The following is a 16,731-nucleotide window of genomic DNA, read 5'->3' as shown; positions in this document are numbered from 1 at the left end:
GAGCGGGTACGGGCCGGAAAAGGTTCGCGCCCTTTACATGATCGTTATCTGACGGCGTCCCACCGCAGGCCGGCCAGGGTGGCCGCCGCCCGCAGCGCCTCGGCGAAGCCGGTCACGGAACCGTTGAGGGCGGCCAGCTCGTCCGGTCCGAGCAGCAGGACCAGGCCGCCGTCGGTCACCGCCAGCATGCAGGGGGTACGACCCTCGCTGGCCGCCCGGACCGCCGGGCTGCGCTCGTTGAGGTGCACCAGATCCACGGGTACGCCCAGGTCGGGCAGGAGGTCGCGCCACTCACGCTTGCGGCCGACGGCGTGGTGGGTGACGTCGCAGAGCGCGCACGACGTGGTCCCCCGCACCTTGCCGATCAGGTACGCCAGTTCGCCGCGCAGCCCGCCGTCGGCGTGGTAGACGCCGACCAGTCGCCGGATCACGCCGGTCGTGGAGGTCATGCCGGCCAGTGTGCCGGACGCCGAGGGGGAGCGGCGGCGGGCGCGCTCAGTCGGTGGCCAGGTCCGGCCGGTGCTGCTTGATCCACTTCTCGACGTCGGACTTCCGCCACACCTTGCCCTGCATCAAATCGGCAACCGGCTCGGGGAAGTTGCGGTGACTGGTGATCACGTAAACGCGCTGCTTACTGATGTTGCCCAGCATCACGCGAATCTCGTGTGCTCCCACCAGCTCCATACGGCGGACGCTAGACAGTTGACCCGGCTACTTGACTCGGGTCAACTCCCCGGTCACCGTAAGAGTATGCCGACTTTCGCCGCTCCGCCCGTACCCGATCGTCAGCGGCGGGCGGTCCGCCCGCACGTGCCGATGCGGCCCCGCTGGCTGTGCCGGGTCTGCGCCGCCGCCTGGCCGTGCCCGCCGGCCCGGCTGCTGCTCGGCATGGAGTACCGGCGGGACCGGGTGGCGCTCTCGGTCTACATGGCCGGCTGCCTCTTCGACGCCACGGCCGACCTGATCGAGATCAGTCCGCACGCGGTCCCGTCGCCGGCCGAACTGTTCGACCGGTTCCTCGCCTGGACGGTCCCGCAGCGGAGGTAGCCGCGGACTGATTGCGCCGCCGCCATACCTAGAACTACTATGCATTGCAGTTCTAGGGTTAGGCGGTCACATTGCACATCACCAAAGACCTCGTCGCCGCCTCGGCGACCCCACTCGTGCTGGGCATCCTCGCCGACGGCGAGAGCTACGGCTACGCGATCCTCAAGCAGGTCAACGAACTGTCCGGCGGGCAGCTGGAGTGGACCGACGGTCTGCTCTACCCGCTGCTGCACCGCCTGGAGCGGCTCGGCCACGTCGAGTCGGCGTGGGAGAACCCACCGGGGGGACGCCGCCGCAAGTACTACCGCATCACCGACAAGGGCCGGGCCGAGCTCGCCGAGCAGCGCCGCCAGTGGGCCGCGGTCGTCGACGCCCTGAAGGGCGTCTGGGACAGGGCACAGGCCATCACGCCGATCCCGGCACCGGCCTGGGAGGCGGGACGATGACCGCGCAGAGCGACCACGAGCTGGAGGGCCAGATCGCCGAGTGGCGGGCCTACACGGACCGCCGCCGGGAGCTGCACCACACCGATGCCGAGGAGCTGGAGGACCACCTGCGCAGCCGGATCACCGAGCTGACCGAGGCGGGCCTGCGGACCGACGAGGCGTTCCTCATCGCCGTCAAGCGGATGGGCAGCCTCGACGACCTGTCGCGGGAGTTCGCCCGCGAGCATTCCGAGCGGTTGTGGAAGCAGCTCGTGCTGCCCGGCGAGCCGGACACGCCGGTCGCCGCCAGGTCCCGGCGCGAGCTGCCGGTCATGGTGCTCTGCGCGGCCGTCGCGGCGCTCGCGATCAAGGTGCCGGCCCTGTTCGGGCTCGACTTCGCCTCCGACGACCACGGCGCCTTCTACGCGCGCAACATCAGCTTCTTCGCGCTGCCGGCGCTGGCCGCCTACTTCGCGTGGCAGCGCCGGGTCGGTCCCCGCGTCATCGGCGTGCTCGCGGCGCTGTTCGTGCTCGGTGCGGTCGCCGCGAACGCGTATCCGCTGGACGACGACTCGCAGAGCGTCGTGCTCACGGCGATCCACCTGCCGCTCGCGCTCTGGCTGGTGGTCGGCGTCGCCTACGCGGGCGGCGACTGGCGTTCGGGTCGGCGGCGGATGGACTTCATCCGGTTCACCGGGGAGTGGTTGATCTACTTCGCCCTCATCGGGCTCGGTGGCGGCGTGCTCACCGCCTTCACGGTGGGCACCTTCCAGGCCATCGGCATCGACGCCGAGGGGTTCATCCAGTCGTGGCTGCTGCCGTGCGGGGCCATGGCCGCGGTCATCGTGGCGGCCTGGCTGGTCGAGGCGAAGCAGAGCGTCATCGAGAACATGGCGCCGGTGCTGACCCGCGTCTTCACCCCGCTCTTCGCGGTCGCGCTGCTGGCCTTCCTGGTCGCCTTCGTCTGGACCAACAACGGCATCGACGTCGAGCGGGACGCGCTCATCCTCTTCAACCTGCTGCTCGTCGTCGTGCTGGGCCTGCTGCTGTACGCCATCTCGGCCCGTGACCTGACGGCCCGGCCGGGTCTCTTCGACCGCGTGCAGCTCGCGCTGGTCGTGAGCGCTCTGACCATCGACGTCCTGGTGCTGCTGGCGATCACCGGCCGGATCACCGAGTGGGGCTTCAGCCCCAACAAGACCGCGGCCCTGGGCGAGAACCTCATCCTGCTCACCAACCTGGCGTGGTCGGCCTGGCTGTTCCTCGGCTTCGTACGGGGCCGGATGCCCTTCGCCCGCCTGGAACGCTGGCAGACCCGCTACGTCATCGTGTACGCGATCTGGGCCTGGACGGTCGTCCTGGCCTTCCCGCTGGTGTTCAACTTCGCCTGAGCGGCAGCCGGCCCGCTCACCCCTGCCCGGCCCGGGGTGGGGGCGAGCGGACCGGCTCAGCTCGCCTGATCAGGCGGGGCAGCTACGACCACATGCGGACCCTGGCCCTTGAGGCGGGCCAGACCCCTTTCCTGGCAACCATTCTGCCGCTTTCGGTAGACGGAATGATTCTGGTTGCCACCCTGGCCCTCGGGGACGGTAGGCGGTCCCGCTGGTCCGCCTGGTTGGCCCTTCCTGGTCGGCGTAGCCGCTTCCCTGGCCGCCAACGTCATAGTTGCTGACCCTGACCCGGTGGGCCCGGGTAGTTTCCGCGTGGCCTGCCGTGGCCCTGCTGCTCACGGTTGAGGTGTCGGCCCGTTCCGGGAAGGATGCCGCCGTTGTTCCGGCGGAAGTTGCTACCCAGCAACGGGAAACGGCCCCTGAGTGCCCGGAGATTGCCGCCCCTGCCGACACACCCAGGGGGAATCCGCGGAAGGCCCTACGGATGGCCCCCAGCGGCTCCGTAGCCCCGGAACCTGAGCGGCCCCGGAAGGTCCGTCGCCCGGTGGCGGACGCCCGCCGCCTGGCCGTGGCGATGCTTGCGGAACCCGGGGCCAACCGTGAGCGGGTTGCCGCCGCTCTCGGGATCACTCCCCGGGGCTGCGCCAAGTCCTGAACGTCGCCGGGTAGGTGTACGGTCCGCGCCATGGTTGCCGTCAAGCTGTGGCACATAGCCGTGTGCGTCGTGTTGTCAGCCGTGCCCATCGGCGGTTTGGTCTGGCTCCTGATGAAGAGGACCAACCACCGGTAGCGCGGGACCGTTCGCCACGCAGGAAGGATCATGGTTCTTGAGGATTGTTAGGGACTCCCCCGGAGTGTGGGTTAGCACCGTTGAGCCGCCCGTTACCGCCGCCGCCCTGGCGGAGCTGATCGGCCAGGTTCCGCCGGAGTCTGTGCTCACTGAGGTACTGCTAGACCCTGACGGGGACCTGTTCGCCACCTTCGAGCTTCCCGACGGCTCCTGAGTCGAGCCCGTAGCCGGGGGCCGTTCACGGGGCCCCCGGCTACCCGCAGCTACGACTTGAGCGCCGTAATCAGGGGACATGGCCGGGTAGATCATCTGGCGAGTCGCGGTTAAGCTACCCGGACTTCCGTCCCTTGCGGCGGTGTCTTACCTGGTCCTGTCCCGGGCCTTGGAGGGCTGCACCCGCTTGGGCTCGCCCGGCATCTTCGGGTGGTCCGGCGGGTACGGCATGTCGCCCTGGCCGGCGGCGGCGTCGCGCTCGGCCCACTCCAGCAGCGGGGTGAGGTCGAACGGGGTGTCGTCGATGCCGGCGTGCGGGTCCCCCCGCTCGGCGAGCCGGACGGGCACGCTGCGCAGGTCGAAGTCGTCCGGCTCCACGTCGGGCAGCTCGTCCCAGGTGACCGGGGTGGAGACGGTGGCCCGGGCGTTGGCGCGCAGCGAGTACGCGCAGGCGATCGTCCGGTCCCGGGCCATCTGGTTGTAGTCGACGAACACCCGCCGGCCCCGCTCCTCCTTCCACCAGGCGGTGGTGACCAGGTCGGGGCGGCGGCGCTCCAGCTCGCGGGCGAGCGCGATGGTGGCCCGGCGCACCTCGGTGAACGTCCAGCGGGGCTGGATGCGCAGGTAGACGTGCACGCCCCGGCCGCCGGAGGTCTTCGGCCAGCCGGTGGCCCCCAGCTCGGCCAGGAGCGCGCGCACCTCGCCGGCGGCGGTGGCCGCGTCGGCGAAGTCGGTGCCGGGCTGCGGGTCGAGGTCGATGCGCAGCTCGTCGGGGCGGTCGACGTCGGCGGCCCGCACCGGCCAGGGGTGGAAGACGATGGTGCCCATCTGGGCGGCCCAGGCGACGTGGGCGACGTCGGCCGGGCAGAGCTCGTCGGCGCTGCGCCCGCTGGGGAAGGTGATCGTCGCCGTGCCCACCCACGGCGGGACGCCCCGGGTGGGCACCCGCTTCTGGAAGAACATCTCCCCCTCGACGCCCTCGGGGAAGCGCTGGAGCGTGGTGGGGCGGTCCCGCAGGGCACGCATGATCCCGTCGCCGACGGCCAGGTAGTAGTGGAAGACGTCCGCCTTGGTGAACCCGCGCCCCGGAAAGATCACCCGGTCGGGGCTGGTCAGCCGGACGGTGTGCCCGGCGACCTCGATCTCGGTCACCGTCGCCTTCGAGGAGCCGCCCATTCCGCGACCCTATGCGACGCCCCCGACATCCGACGTACCGTTGACGGGTGAGTCTTGACAAGAGCGAACTGCCCCGCACCGAGGAAGAGTGGCGGGTCCGGCTGAGCCCGCAGGAGTTCCGGGTGCTGCGCGAGGCGGGCACCGAACCACCCTGGACGGGCGAGTACGTCGACACCAAGACCCCCGGCGTCTACCACTGCCGGGCCTGCGGCCTGGAGCTCTTCTCCAGCGACACCAAGTTCGACTCGCACTGCGGCTGGCCGAGCTTCGACGACGCCATCCCGGGCCGGGTCAAGGAGATCGAGGACCGCAGCCTCGGCATGAGCCGTACGGAGATCCGCTGCGCCCGGTGCGACAGCCACCTCGGGCACGTCTTCCACGGCGAGGGCTTCACCCCGAAGGACACCCGGCACTGCGTCAACTCGCTGTCGATCCGGCTGGAACCGCGCACCGACGCCTGAGGCGACCCCCGGGTCGCCGGCCACCCATGTCGGGCCGGCCGGCGGCCCGTCGTCACCTACCGTTTCCCGACCGCCGGTGCCGCCAGGAGGCGCACCTCGGCGGTACGCGACTGCTCGATGCGCCCGGCCAGCTCCCGTACCCGGGGGCTGACCGCGGTCTCCCGGTGGGCCCGGGCCAGGTCGGCCGCCTCCTGCTGGTGGGTGCCGAGCAGCTGACGCAGCACGGCGTCCACCTGGCCGGCCGGGGCGTCGCGCAGGCGGGCGAGGTCGGCGGGGCCGGCCAGGTGCCCGCTGTGGTCGTGCCGCCCGGCGGTCGCGCTCGGACCGGCGTCGCGCAGCCACGCCCGCATGGTGTCCAGCTCGTCGGCCTCGGTCACCTCGATGGCGGTGACCAGGGTGCGCAGCTCGCCGTCGGTCACCCGGTCGCGCCCCAGCCGGACGATCTCCAGCGTCTGCTCGGTGTGGGCCACCATCATGTTCAGGTACACCACGTCGATCCCGCCGAGCGCGGTCTCCGCCGAGGCCGTGGCCGGGGGCGCGGGGCGGGACGCCGGGGGCGTCGGGGACGGGGCGTCGGCGCAGCCGGCGGCCAGCAGCAGGGTGGCGAGCGCGGCGAGCACCTGCGTGCGCGGCACGCCGGCGGGTCCCACGCCGCGCCGACGGGCGGATGCGGCCCGCACCGGCTCGGGCCGTACCCGTCCGGTCAGACCTGCGACCACAGCGCCGGCACGTTCGGCGGCTCCCAGCCCGGGATCGCGGTGTGCGCCTGCCGGCAGCGGTAGGTCAGCCCGTTGTAGGTGACCTGGTCACCGACCTGGTAGGCACGACCGGCGGTCCAGCTCCCGCCGGGGGCGGGCGGGTTGGTGGGGGCCGGCGGCGTCGGGGTGGGCGAGGTGGTGGGGGCCGGCGGCGTCGGGCTGGGCGCCGGGCCGCCGCCGCCACCGATCTGCACGTCCACGCAGGAGTAGAACGCGTTGGCGGTGTCGGCGATGTTCCACACGGCGAGGATCTTCTGCCGCCCGGAGAACCCGCCGAGGTTCACGGTGTGCGACACGGTGGCGCCGGGCTGCCGGCCGCCCCCGTCGAAGACGCCGACGCGGGTGCCGCCGATGAAGTACTCCCAGTTGCTGGTGGCGTGCCGGGCGGTGTTGACCCAGGTGAACGTCACCGAACTGCCGACCGACGTGGCCGGCCAGCCCCGGCTGTCGTCGTTGAGGACGGCGAAGTGGGCGATGTTGGCGTGGCAGTTGCGCAGCCCCTTCGGGCCCTCCACGCTCTGCGGCTCGTACTTGATCTGCCCGCAGTCGGGCACCCGGTTCTGCGCGCAGAGCGCCTGCCGGCTGGGCGGCCCGGAGACGTAGCCGTGGGCCTGGGCGGGGGCGGCGACGGCGAGCGAGGACACGACGGCGCCCGCCGCCAGGATCGGGACGGTGACTCTTCGACGCATGATGACAACTCCTCGGCTTCGGCCTGCTGAAGGTGTCATCCAACATAATTTAAACTTTGTTAACAGTAAAGAAGCCTGTCGATAAAATCATCGACGGTCATCAGCGGCTCGCGCTCCGTGTCGGACACGCCGCGGGGGAGGTCAGAGCAGCAGCAGGCTGCCCCTCTCGTCCACCCGGTCGGCGGAGTCGTCGTCCAGCCAGACACCTCCGCTGGCCAGGTACCGGAAGCGGTACTCCCCCGGGCCCAGCTTGACCGTCACCGTACGGGTGCCATCGCGGCGGGCGACCAGCTCGTGCCGGCCGGGCTCCCAGCCGTTGAAGCAGCCGACGACGCTGACCGGGCCGGGCGGGATGTCCCGGGGCAGGCAGAAGGTGATCCGGGTCTGGTTGCCGAAGAGCTTGTTGCGCTTGATCACGTGATCCTCCGGGGTCGAGGCGGTCCACCAGGTCCAACGCGCGACACGCCGGAGACGAAACGCCGCCCAACCGGATCGACTCGCGCATTTCGTCCCCGTTGACGGCGCGGTCCGCCGGGCGAAGAGATACGACACAAGGTGTCAGGTTTGTGGCGCAGCATGGTGTCAGCGGCCGGCGCCGATGCCGGACGTGAACCGGGCCTACGGACAAGGACCTCCATGCGCGAAACGCCAGAAGATCTCACCGAACTGCAGGACCTGCTCGACGCCTCCCTCGCCCGCTCCACGTCGCACCTCCGCTCGATCATCGCCGAGCGCACCCTGACCGCGGAGCAGCTCACCCAGGTCCTCACCGGCATGTGCACCCTCGCCCTGTCCACGGTGACGGCGAAGGGCGAGCCGCGGATCAGCGGCGTGGACGGGCACTTCCTGCGCGGCAGGTGGCACTTCGGCACGGCGCGCAACGCCGCCAAGGCCCGCCACCTCGCCGCCCGCCCCGCCGCCAGCGTCGCGCACATGCGCGGCGAGGACCTGGGCGTGTTCACGCACGGCACGGTGGAGATCCTCAACCCCCAGGACGGCGAGCCTGCCGCGGACTGGCCAGACCTGCTGGCCTACTTCAAGGACTTCTACGGCAGCGACGCCTTCGACTGGGACAACGAAGTGGTCTACTACCGGCTGCACCCGCACTGGATGAGCGTCTACGCCCCCGACCTCGACAAGCTCACCGCCAAGTGAACTCGCGGCATTTCGCCCCGCGAGTGCCCCGCGCTGCCGCACTCTGGTGTCACCTGTCCTGATACCGGGGGTTTTCGATCGTGGCTACCTGTGAGGTCTGCGGCAACGACTACTGGATGGCGTTCGAGGTGCGCACCGTCAGCGGTGACACGCACACCTTCGACTCCTTCGAGTGCGCGGCGCACAAGCTCGCGCCGATCTGCGAGCACTGCGAGGTCAAGATCCTCGGCCACGGCGTGGAGGTCGGCGGCCGGTTCTTCTGCTGCGCGCACTGCGCCCGCAGCGAGGAGGCCCAGGGCGCCGAGATCCGCGATGCGGTCGGTGCCCGCCCGGCCTGATCCGCGCCACACCGGGTTCGACGCGGTACGCCCCACCGCCCGGCCTACCATCGCGGGATGCCGACGCAGACCGCCCACGTCCGGGTCGCCGCCTTCGCCGACCTGGACGCCCGCACCTTCCACGACCTGCTCCGGCTGCGCATCGACGTGTTCGTGGTCGAGCAGCACTGCCCGTACCCGGAGCTGGACGGGCGGGACGTCGAGCCCGGCACCCGGCACCTCTGGCTGGAGCACGACGGCGCCGTGCTGGCGTACCTGCGGATTCTGGCCGACCCGGACGGCGCGGCGCGGATCGGCCGGGTGGTGGTGGCGCCCGCGGCCCGTGGCGGCGGGCACGCCGGCCGGCTGATGACCGAGGCGCTGCGGCTGGTCGGCGACCGGCCGTGCGTGCTGGAGGCGCAGTCCTACCTGGTCGACTTCTACGCCCGGCACGGGTTCGCGGTGACCGGCGCGGAGTACGTCGAGGACGGCATCCCGCACGTCCCGATGCGCCGGGAGAGCCGATCGGGGCACCCGGGGGACATTGACGGATAGCGTTTTCCCGTGGGAGCCTGCGGGGGCAGAGCCGTCGCGGGAGCCACGCAGGGGCTCGGGAGGGGGCAACTCCCGGCCGTCCGGGCGTCGTCGTCGATCGACCCCTCACCCCGGAGGCTCCCTTGTCCGTCCTGCTGCGCAGACGCCCCACCCCACTGGTGGCGGCGCTGCTCGCCGTCGGCGCGATCGTCGCGCTGCTGCTCACCACCGCCCTGGCCCGGTCCGCCTCCGCCCACGGATCGGTGGTGGACCCGGCGTCGCGCAACTACGGCTGCTGGCAACGCTGGGGCAGCGACTTCCAGAACCCGAAGATGGCCACCGAGGACCCGATGTGCTGGCAGGCCTGGCAGGCCGACCCGAACGCCATGTGGAACTGGAACGGCCTGTTCCGTGAGGGCGTCGCCGGCAACCACCAGGCCGCCATCCCGGACGGCCAGTTGTGCAGCGCCGGGCACACCGCCAGCGGCCGCTACAACGCACTCGACACCGTCGGCGCGTGGAAGACCGTGCCGACCACGACCAACTTCAGGATCAAGCTGTACGACCAGGCCAGTCACGGCGCCGACTACATCCGGGTGTACGTGACGAAGCAGGGCTTCAACGCCCTGAGCAAGCCGCTGGCCTGGAGCGACCTGGAACTGGTCGGCCAGATCGGCAACACCCCGGCGAACCGGTGGACGCCGGAGGCCCAGGGCGTCTCGATCCAGGTGCCGGCCAACGCGCCGGGACGTACCGGCCGGCACGTCGTCTACACCATCTGGCAGGCCAGCCACCTGGACCAGTCCTACTACCTGTGCAGCGACGTCGACTTCGGCGGCGGCGGACCCGGCACGCCGCCCACCACGACGCCGCCGCCGACCACCCCGCCGCCCACCACCCCGCCGCCGACGACGCCGCCGCCGGCCGGGGGCTGCACCGCCACCTACCGGGTCACCTCGCAGTGGTCCGGTGGCTTCCAGGGCGAGGTGGAGGTGACCGCCGGCGCCACCGCGCTGAAGGGCTGGACGGTCACCTGGACGTACGCGGGCGGCCAGCAGGTCAGCCAGGCGTGGAACGCGACGGTGACCAGCAGCGGGTCCACCGTCACCGCCCGGAACGTCAGCTACAACGGGTCGGTGGCCGCCGGGGCGAAGACGTCCTTCGGCTTCCTCGGCTCCGGCAGCGGGGCGAGCCCGACCCCGACCTGCACCGCGACCACCTGAGCGGGCCGGCCGGGGCCGCGCACCCGCGCGGCCCCGGTCAGCCGCCCCGCAGCGCCCGGTTCAGCCGGGCCTCGAAGTCCTCCGGCAGCGTGCCGTCGCCCTCCAGGGCGGTCCGCACGCCCTCCCGGAAGACCCGGCTGAACTGGAAGTAGTGCGGCACCCGGGGCCGCGCCCGGGCCTCCCGGACCGCCTCGCCGAGCAGCGCGAGGTACGGGAACCGCTCCCGCAGCGCCGCGTCGGCGTAGACGTCCGTACGGGTCGGGGCGAAGCCGCCCACCGTGAAGAGCGTGCGCTGGGCCTCCTGCCGGGTCAGGAACTCGATCAGCGCCTGGGCCGCCCGGGGCTGCCGGGTCTGCTTGGCGATGGCGAGGTTCTGCCCGCCCAGCGCGGACGGGCCGGGCAGGCGGGTCACTTCGAAGGGCACCCGGGATGCCGGGGCCGCGTCGGTGGCGGCCAACGCCCGGTAGTTGACCGGCCAGTTGCGCATGAACAGCGCCCGGCCCTCCTGGAAGTCCCGCAGGCTGCGCCCCTCGTCACCGGGGACGGTGAAGGCGTCGCCCACCAGCAGTCCCGCGCGCCGGGCCGCGGCCACCTCGCGCAGCCGGCGTTCCCAGCGCTCCCGCTGAAAGATCACCCGGTTCTCGGTCTCGTCGACGAGCCGGTCGACGCCCCCGGCCCAGACCAGCTCCATCCCGTTGACGGTCAGCCCCTCGTACGGGCCGAACTGTCCGACGTACCCGGCGACGGGCCGCTGTGCGGCACCGCCCGCGCCGGTGAGCGCCGCGCTCCGGTCGAGGATGGCGTCCCAGTCGAAGCGGGGCGCCCCGCCGGGCGCGGCCGGCGCTCCACCGGTCACCAGGTCCGAACGGTAGAAGAGCAGGCCCGCGTCGGTGTTGAAGGGCAGCGCCCAGAGCGAGCCCCGGTAGCGGCAGGTGTCCAGCACCTCCGGCACGAACGCGCCCAGGTGCCCCGGGGCCAGCCGCGCCTCGTCGACCGGCCGCAGGTAGCCCGCGGCGGCGAACTCCGCGGTGAAGGTGACGTCGAGGTTGTAGATGTCCACCTCGTCGTCCGGGTCCGGCCCGGCGCCCGCCGCCTGCGCCTGGGCGATGCCCACCATCTCGCTGTGCTGCTGGTCGGTGGTGACCGGCGCCTCGCGGATGCGCGCCGGGCTCTGCGGGTGCAGCACGTTCCAGAGCTTGACCAGTTCCTCCCGCTGCCCCCCGGAGCTGGTGTCCTTGCCGCTGAGGATCACCAGCTCCCCGTGCTCCAGCGGCTCCTCCCGGGTGGCGACGTACCAGCCGAGCGTCGCGACGATGCCGAGCACCGTACCGACGGCCACCCCGAGCAGGAACGACGCCGGCACCCGGCGCCGCCGACGGGCGGTCGCGGGCACGCCGCCCGGTCTGCGGTCGGTCACTGGCCGGCCCCCTTCTCCCAGAGTTGACGGAACAGCCCGGTCAGGGCCCGGTCCACGGTGCTCGCCTCGGCCTGCACGCACTGCCCGCCGCTGGCCCGGGCGGTCTGCCGCAGCGTGCGGGTGCGCACCCGGTCGTCGCAGCTCGCCTCGCCGACGGCGATCACGTAGAGGCGTACCGGGGGGTCGCCGTCGACCCGGGGCACCAGGCCGCCGCTGGCCGTGTCCCGCCCGTCGGTGAGCACCACGACGGCCCGCAGGTACTCGTCCGCGCCGCCGCCCAGCCGGCGGACCTCGCGGATCGCGGCGTCGATGGTCCGGTACAGCGGCGTGTCCCCCGCCGGCACGGTGCTCCGCAACCGGGCGAGCAGGGCGTCCCGGCCCGGGTCGGCCCGCCCCACGTCGCGGACCCGTCCCGCGGCCCCTGGGTAGGCCGTGGAGAACGCCCAGACCCCGACCTCGTCCCGGCCGCCGAGGCGGCGCAGCGAGGCGGCGACACCGTCCACCGCCACGTCGAAGCGGGTGCCCCGGCCCGCCTCCGCCAGCATCGAGCCCGACGTGTCCAGCGCCAGCAGCACCCGGGCCGGGCGCCGGGCCTCCCGGTAGCGCTGGTCGGCCGTGTTCAGGGCGAGCACGTCGGCGCCGTCGACCAGTTCCCACTGCGGGTTGTCCAGCAGCCAGCCGGGCAGCACGCCGTTCGCCTCGGTCAGGGCCGGCCCGCTGCCGTCGCGGCCGGGCACCCGGAAACCCCGGGCCAGCAGCTCGTCCCGCCCCGGCCCGGTCAACCAGCGACGCAGGTCGTCGGCGGCCGCGCGGGCGGCGGCGCTCTGCAGGGAGTCCGGCCAGCGCAGGAGGACCAGCCGGTGGTCCACCCCCGGGGTCAGCTCGGGATAGAACGCCACCAGCGACCGGCCGGGCGCGGGGCGGGCGTACTCGACGCAGCCGTCGCCGAGCCGCTCGCCGAGGTTGAACCGGACCAGCGCCTGCTCGGTGGTGATCACCGCGGGCGGCACCGGACCGGTCGGGTCGGCGGCGAGCTGCCGCTGCCGGCACAGCACGGCGGCGAGGCTGCCCAGCGGGAAGCCGCGCCCGTCCTGGGCGGCCTCCAGCCGCTGCTCGATCTGCTGGCGGATCCACGCCGTGTCCGGCGCGCCGTCGTAGAGCGCCACATCGACCATCCGGGCCTCGGGGGACACCGCCGGATCGGGGCGGACGACCTGCCACCCGGTGCCGGTCACCCGCCGGCCCGAGTCGGTGATCGTCGGCTCCTCCCCCGGGCCTCGGCTGGCCTTGGCGAACAGCTCCGGCCAGGACAGCGAGCGCTGCCGGTCCGCGTCGTCGCGCCCCGGGTCGACGAGGGCACGCGGCACCGCCAGCACCAGGGGCGAGCGGGCCACCGTCAGGTAGTCCCGGACGGCGGTCAGGTTCAGCACCTGCTGCGACGGCATCTCGGCACCCGGGAACCAGACGTCCGGGCGCGGCCCGACGTCGGCCGGGTACCAGCCCGGCGTGCCCAGGTCCGCCTCGGTCGCCGGCCGGCCGGCGGAGTCCGACCAGCCGAGCTGGAGCCCCTGGGCCACCTCGCGCGGCGCCGCCGGATAGACGAAGACGTTGGTGGTCCGGCAGCCGCCCGCCCGGGCCACCGTCCACGACTCGTACGCGGCGGCCACCGCCTGGTAGGTGACCAGGTCGTCCGGGGCGGCGGCGACCCGCAGCTCGACCGGCCCGGCGCAGCCGCCCAGCGGCTCGGGCACGGCGGCCAGACCGACCGCCAGCAGGGCCACCACGAACGCCGCGACCCGGGCCCGGGCCCGCGGCGACCAGCGGGCGGCGGCCGGGGCGGGACCGGTCCGCCACCGGCTGAACGGCTGCCGCCAGCGCGGCAGCACCCGGGGCCGGCCGTGCTGGTCGGCCACCGGCAGCCGGCGGATCGGGATCATGAAGGCGGCCGGGCGGGCCGGTTGCGGCCGGACCACCTGGTCGACCGCGACGACCATGCCGATGACGCAGCGCAGCCGGCTGTCCCACACCGGCGCGCCGGAGAAACCCGGCTCGATCTGGTAGCCGGAGTCGCTGCGGTTGGCGAGCTGGATCCAGCCGCCCCCGATCGGCCCGACCACCCACCCCTCGAACCAGCGGCCCTCGGGCAGGGCACGGGGGAAGCCGAAGACCCGGCAGACCCGGTCGCGGGTGCCCGCCTGCCCGGGCCGGGCCAGCCGGACCGGCCGGGCCCCGACCGGCGCCGGCGCGACGAGCTGGAGGACCGCGTAGTCGCCCGACCCGTCCGGCCGCCCCGGCTGCCAGTGCTGCGGCAGCACCAGCGCGGCGCGGCGACTCCCCGGCGCCAGCAGGGGGAAGCTCAGCGACACCAGGACCGGGTCGGCCGGCCCGGGCGTCACCGGCTCCGGACCGAGCGCCGCCTGTACGACGTGGGCGCAGGTGAGCAGCCGGGCGGAGTCGATCAGGAAGGCCGCGCCGACGACGGTGCCGGCCCGGTCGTGCACGGCGGCCACCGCGAGCGTCGCCCCGCCGGGCACCGGGCGCTCCGGCCGCTGCGGAGGGCACCCCGTCGCGCCGGGCATCACGCGGTCGTCCGACGCCGCCGGCTCACGCCGCGGGGTCGGCGCGGTTCCATTCGAGCTGCACCTTGAGGTTGGCTTCCGAGGTGCCGCTGGCCACCACGAGCCCGCCCTTGGCCGCCAGCTTCACGCCGAACTCCACACAGACCCGGTCCGGCGGCTCGGCGGCGTCGCGCAGGTTGCGCAGGACGGCGTCGGTCACCGGCCGCAACTGGGCCAGCGCGGACTCCAGCGTCTGGTGCGCCCGCGCCACCACGTCGCCGGCCCGCCCGACCGGGACCACGCCCTCCTCGTCGCCGATCTCGACCCGGACCGCGCCACCGCCGTCCAGCGGGAACTCGACGAGCTGCGACACCTGGCCTCCAGACGGATCCGCACGGCAGCGACAGTTACCGTGATGGATCTGTCACGTTACCGGGGGTACGCGATCCCGGCGAGCCCGTCACACCAGGCAGTTGACGATCTCGGCGACCGAGCGACGCCGGCCGGTGTAGAACGGGACCTCCTCGCGCACGTGCCGGCGGGCGCCGGAGGCGCGCAGGTCGCGCATCAGGTCGACGATCCGGTGCAGCTCGTCGGCCTCGAAGGCGAGCATCCACTCGTAGTCGCCGAGGGCGAACGAGGCGACCGTGTTGGCCCGTACGTCCGGGTAGCCGCGCGCCATCCTGCCGTGCTCGGCCAGCATCTCGCGCCGCTCGGCGTCCGGCAGCAGGTACCACTCGTACGAGCGGACGAACGGGTAGACGCAGAGGTAGGGGCGGGGCTCCTCGTTGGCGAGGAACGCCGGGATGTGGCTCTTGTTGAACTCCGCCGGCCGGTGCAGGGCCATCTGCGACCAGACCGGGGTGAGCGCCCGGCCCAGGGTGGTGCGGCGGAGGCGCAGGTAGGCGTCCTGGAGGGCGTCGCTGGAGGCGGAGTGCCACCAGATCATCAGGTCGGCGTCGGCGCGCAGGCCGGCCACGTCGTACAGGCCGCGGACCACGACGTCCTTGCTGGCCAACTCCTCGAGGAGGGCCTCCACCTCGCCGGTGACGTTCTCCCGCAGCGACGGCAGCGGGCTGGTGGCCCGGAACACCGACCACATCGTGTAGCGGATGCTCGCGTTGAGCTCCTTGAGCCGGGCCGCGTTGGTCTGCTCGGTCATGAACCCGATCCTCCCAGTGCTTCGATGATCTCTCCGGCCGCCGTCTCGCCGGAGCGGACGCAGACCGGGATGCCGACCCCGTCGAGGCCGGCGCCGGCCAGGACCAGCGTCGGGTGGGCGGCGCGCAGCGCCGTCCGGGCGGCGGCGACCCGGTCGAGGTGGCCCGGGGCGTACTGCGGCAGCGCCCCGCCCCAGCGCTGCACGTGGCTGGCGAGCGGCGCGGGCAGCGCCACGCCGAGCACGCCGGACAGCTCCCGGTGCACGGCGGCCACCAGGTCGGCATCCGCCAGGTGCAGCGACGTCTCCTCGCCGTACCGGCCGACCGAGGCGCGGACCAGGGCGATGCCGTCCGGCCGGGCCAGGTGCCCCCACTTGGTGGTGAAGAACGTCGACGCCTTGATCAGCAGGCCCTCGGTGGCCGGCACCAGGAAGCCGGAGAGCGCCGGCAGCTCCGGCCGGGGCAGGGCCAGGGTGACCAGCGCGACGCTGGCGTAGTCGAGCCCGCCGATCGCGGTGGCCACCTCGGGGGTGACACCGGCGAGCAGCCGGGCGGCGGGCCGGGCCGGGACGGCCAGCACCACCGCGTCCGCCTCGACCAGCTCCGGGTCGCGGGTCGGGCCGACGGTCAGCCGCCAGCCGCCGCCCGCGACGGGCGTCAGCTCGCGGACCGCCGCGTCCCGCCGGATCGTCGCGCCGCTGGCCGTCGCGGCGGCCTCGACCAGGGTGGACAGCCCCCCGGCGAGGGTGCCGAAGACCGGCGCGCCGGGGGCGCGCGGCGCGGCGGCCTGGGCGGCGCGGACCGCCCCGGTGAGGGTGTGCGCGACCCGGGCCGCGCGGGCCAGCGCCGGCATGGTGGTGACCAGCGACAGGTCGTCGGCCCGGCCGGCGTAGACGCCGCCGAGCATCGGGTCGACCAGCCGGTCCACCACCTCATCGCCGAGGCGGGCCCGGACCAGCTTCCCGACCGAGACGTCCTCGTCCGGCCCGAGCAGCGGCCGGCCGGCGTCGCGGTCGGCGTCCGCCGCCGGCCGCGCGACCGTCGCCACCTGCTCCAGATCCCCGGGTACGCCCACCAGCGTGCCGCCCGGCACCGGGCGCAGCCCGCCCTCGACGGCGAGCGCGGCCTGCCCGACGGTGGGGTGCACGATCCGCTCGGCCAGCCCGAGCCGGCGGATCAGCGCGACGGCGGCGGACTCCCCGCCGGCCGGGTCGCGCATCAGGAACGACTCGGCGCCGAACTCCACCGGCTGCCCGGCCAGCTCACCGGTGCGCAGCTTGCCGCCGAGCGCGCCGGACTGCTCGTACACGGTGATCTCGGTGCCGGCGGGGGCCCGGTCGCGCAACCGTACGGCGGCGGCCAGCCCGGCGATCCCGCCGCCGACCACCGCCACCCGCCACGGCCGCCGCACGACGAC

20 protein-coding genes are annotated in these 16,731 nt (G+C 73.6%); 9 read left to right on the top strand and 11 right to left on the bottom strand.

The genetic code is table 11. The annotated features are described in order from the left end of the window. Positions 1-44: 44 nt before the first annotated feature. Both V6U88_RS17360 and V6U88_RS17355 read right to left on the bottom strand, forming a co-directional pair. Positions 45-449, bottom strand: coding sequence for a hypothetical protein (locus V6U88_RS17360; RefSeq protein WP_334454232.1), 405 nt, complete (start codon positions 447-449; stop codon positions 45-47). Positions 450-495: 46 nt separating this feature from the next. Next, positions 496-684, bottom strand: coding sequence for a hypothetical protein (locus V6U88_RS17355; RefSeq protein WP_334454231.1), 189 nt, complete (start codon positions 682-684; stop codon positions 496-498). 66 nt (positions 685-750) lie between these two features. On the opposite strand from V6U88_RS17355, the gene V6U88_RS17350 reads away from it, so the two are divergent. The 4 genes from V6U88_RS17350 to V6U88_RS30280 all read left to right on the top strand — a co-directional run bounded on the left by V6U88_RS17350 (position 751) and on the right by V6U88_RS30280 (position 3,144). Next, positions 751-1,047 (top strand): hypothetical protein, encoded by a 297-nt coding sequence (locus V6U88_RS17350; RefSeq protein ID WP_334454230.1) that lies wholly within the window; start codon positions 751-753, stop codon positions 1,045-1,047. 71 nt (positions 1,048-1,118) lie between these two features. Continuing rightward, positions 1,119-1,493, top strand: coding sequence for a PadR family transcriptional regulator (locus V6U88_RS17345; RefSeq protein ID WP_334454229.1), 375 nt, complete (start codon positions 1,119-1,121; stop codon positions 1,491-1,493). Beyond that, positions 1,490-2,863, top strand: coding sequence for a permease prefix domain 1-containing protein (locus tag V6U88_RS17340; RefSeq protein ID WP_334454228.1), 1,374 nt, complete (start codon positions 1,490-1,492; stop codon positions 2,861-2,863). The genes V6U88_RS17345 and V6U88_RS17340 overlap by 4 nt, the downstream gene beginning before the upstream one ends. Further along, complete coding sequence (locus V6U88_RS30280) at positions 2,779-3,144, top strand: DUF2637 domain-containing protein (protein WP_442934648.1); 366 nt, start codon at positions 2,779-2,781, stop codon at positions 3,142-3,144. The genes V6U88_RS17340 and V6U88_RS30280 overlap by 85 nt, the downstream gene beginning before the upstream one ends. A gap of 869 nt (positions 3,145-4,013) precedes the next feature. Here the strand turns inward: V6U88_RS30280 and ligD are convergent. Beyond that, positions 4,014-5,042: a non-homologous end-joining DNA ligase gene (gene ligD / locus V6U88_RS17335; RefSeq protein WP_334454227.1), complete on the bottom strand. Its 1,029-nt coding sequence runs from the start codon at positions 5,040-5,042 to the stop codon at positions 4,014-4,016. A gap of 47 nt (positions 5,043-5,089) precedes the next feature. On the opposite strand from ligD, the gene msrB reads away from it, so the two are divergent. After that, on the top strand, positions 5,090-5,503 hold the full coding sequence (gene msrB / locus V6U88_RS17330; RefSeq protein WP_334454226.1) for a peptide-methionine (R)-S-oxide reductase MsrB: 414 nt from the start codon (positions 5,090-5,092) through the stop codon (positions 5,501-5,503). 56 nt (positions 5,504-5,559) lie between these two features. Here msrB and V6U88_RS17325 read toward each other — a convergent pair whose 3' ends face one another. The 3 genes from V6U88_RS17325 to V6U88_RS17315 form a co-directional block, all read right to left on the bottom strand. Then, positions 5,560-6,138, bottom strand: a complete 579-nt coding sequence (locus V6U88_RS17325) for a DUF305 domain-containing protein (protein ID WP_334454225.1) — start codon at positions 6,136-6,138, stop codon at positions 5,560-5,562. A 68-nt stretch (positions 6,139-6,206) separates the two neighbouring features. Further along, the gene (locus V6U88_RS17320) at positions 6,207-6,950 is read right to left on the bottom strand and encodes a lytic polysaccharide monooxygenase (RefSeq protein ID WP_334454224.1); all 744 of its coding nucleotides are present in this window, start codon (positions 6,948-6,950) and stop codon (positions 6,207-6,209) included. Positions 6,951-7,091: 141 nt separating this feature from the next. Then, positions 7,092-7,367: an isoamylase early set domain-containing protein gene (locus tag V6U88_RS17315; protein WP_334454223.1), complete on the bottom strand. Its 276-nt coding sequence runs from the start codon at positions 7,365-7,367 to the stop codon at positions 7,092-7,094. A gap of 219 nt (positions 7,368-7,586) precedes the next feature. On the opposite strand from V6U88_RS17315, the gene V6U88_RS17310 reads away from it, so the two are divergent. The 4 genes from V6U88_RS17310 (at position 7,587) to V6U88_RS17295 (ending at position 10,179) form a co-directional block, all read left to right on the top strand. Then, entirely contained in the window at positions 7,587-8,105 is a 519-nt protein-coding gene (locus V6U88_RS17310) for a pyridoxamine 5'-phosphate oxidase family protein (RefSeq protein WP_334454221.1), read from the top strand. An 80-nt stretch (positions 8,106-8,185) separates the two neighbouring features. Continuing rightward, a complete protein-coding gene (locus V6U88_RS17305; protein ID WP_334454219.1) occupies positions 8,186-8,443 on the top strand; it encodes a Prokaryotic metallothionein in 258 nt (85 codons plus the stop codon). 57 nt (positions 8,444-8,500) lie between these two features. Then, a complete protein-coding gene (locus V6U88_RS17300) occupies positions 8,501-8,977 on the top strand; it encodes a GNAT family N-acetyltransferase (protein WP_334454217.1) in 477 nt (158 codons plus the stop codon). Positions 8,978-9,099: 122 nt separating this feature from the next. Then, positions 9,100-10,179 (top strand): lytic polysaccharide monooxygenase auxiliary activity family 9 protein, encoded by a 1,080-nt coding sequence (locus V6U88_RS17295; RefSeq protein WP_442934645.1) that lies wholly within the window; start codon positions 9,100-9,102, stop codon positions 10,177-10,179. Between the two features lie 37 nt (positions 10,180-10,216). On the opposite strand, the gene V6U88_RS17290 is transcribed toward V6U88_RS17295, so the two are convergent. From V6U88_RS17290 to hemG, 5 genes are all read right to left on the bottom strand, one after another. Then, positions 10,217-11,596, bottom strand: coding sequence for an extracellular solute-binding protein (locus V6U88_RS17290; protein ID WP_334454216.1), 1,380 nt, complete (start codon positions 11,594-11,596; stop codon positions 10,217-10,219). Beyond that, a complete protein-coding gene (locus V6U88_RS17285; RefSeq protein WP_334454214.1) occupies positions 11,593-14,130 on the bottom strand; it encodes a trypsin-like peptidase domain-containing protein in 2,538 nt (845 codons plus the stop codon). Before V6U88_RS17285 ends, V6U88_RS17290 begins: the two co-directional genes overlap by 4 nt. A gap of 70 nt (positions 14,131-14,200) precedes the next feature. Continuing rightward, positions 14,201-14,527, bottom strand: coding sequence for a CU044_2847 family protein (locus V6U88_RS17280; RefSeq protein ID WP_334454212.1), 327 nt, complete (start codon positions 14,525-14,527; stop codon positions 14,201-14,203). Positions 14,528-14,614: 87 nt separating this feature from the next. Further along, positions 14,615-15,316 (bottom strand): hydrogen peroxide-dependent heme synthase, encoded by a 702-nt coding sequence (gene hemQ, locus V6U88_RS17275; protein ID WP_334454211.1) that lies wholly within the window; start codon positions 15,314-15,316, stop codon positions 14,615-14,617. Next, positions 15,313-16,725 carry a protoporphyrinogen oxidase gene (gene hemG, locus V6U88_RS17270; RefSeq protein ID WP_334454210.1) on the bottom strand — a complete coding sequence of 471 codons (1,413 nt, stop codon included), beginning with the start codon at positions 16,723-16,725 and terminating at the stop codon, positions 15,313-15,315. Before hemG ends, hemQ begins: the two co-directional genes overlap by 4 nt. Positions 16,726-16,731 lie beyond the last annotated feature (6 nt).

Source organism: Micromonospora sp. CPCC 205739 (genome assembly GCF_036906795.1).
Taxonomy (GTDB): domain Bacteria; phylum Actinomycetota; class Actinomycetes; order Mycobacteriales; family Micromonosporaceae; genus Micromonospora.
The sequence above is the reverse complement of the archived record's forward strand: the minus strand, read 5'-3'. Positions and strand labels throughout refer to the sequence as shown.

Coding starts and splice junctions, on each gene's coding strand:
- V6U88_RS17360 (WP_334454232.1), bottom strand. CDS start 449: ATGACCTCCACGACCGGCGTGATCCGGCGACTGGTCGGCGTCTACCAC.
- V6U88_RS17355 (WP_334454231.1), bottom strand. CDS start 684: ATGGAGCTGGTGGGAGCACACGAGATTCGCGTGATGCTGGGCAACATC.
- V6U88_RS17350 (WP_334454230.1), top strand. CDS start 751: ATGCCGACTTTCGCCGCTCCGCCCGTACCCGATCGTCAGCGGCGGGCG.
- V6U88_RS17340 (WP_334454228.1), top strand. CDS start 1,490: ATGACCGCGCAGAGCGACCACGAGCTGGAGGGCCAGATCGCCGAGTGG.
- ligD (WP_334454227.1), bottom strand. CDS start 5,042: ATGGGCGGCTCCTCGAAGGCGACGGTGACCGAGATCGAGGTCGCCGGG.
- V6U88_RS17320 (WP_334454224.1), bottom strand. CDS start 6,950: ATGCGTCGAAGAGTCACCGTCCCGATCCTGGCGGCGGGCGCCGTCGTG.
- V6U88_RS17310 (WP_334454221.1), top strand. CDS start 7,587: ATGCGCGAAACGCCAGAAGATCTCACCGAACTGCAGGACCTGCTCGAC.
- V6U88_RS17300 (WP_334454217.1), top strand. CDS start 8,501: ATGCCGACGCAGACCGCCCACGTCCGGGTCGCCGCCTTCGCCGACCTG.
- hemQ (WP_334454211.1), bottom strand. CDS start 15,316: ATGACCGAGCAGACCAACGCGGCCCGGCTCAAGGAGCTCAACGCGAGC.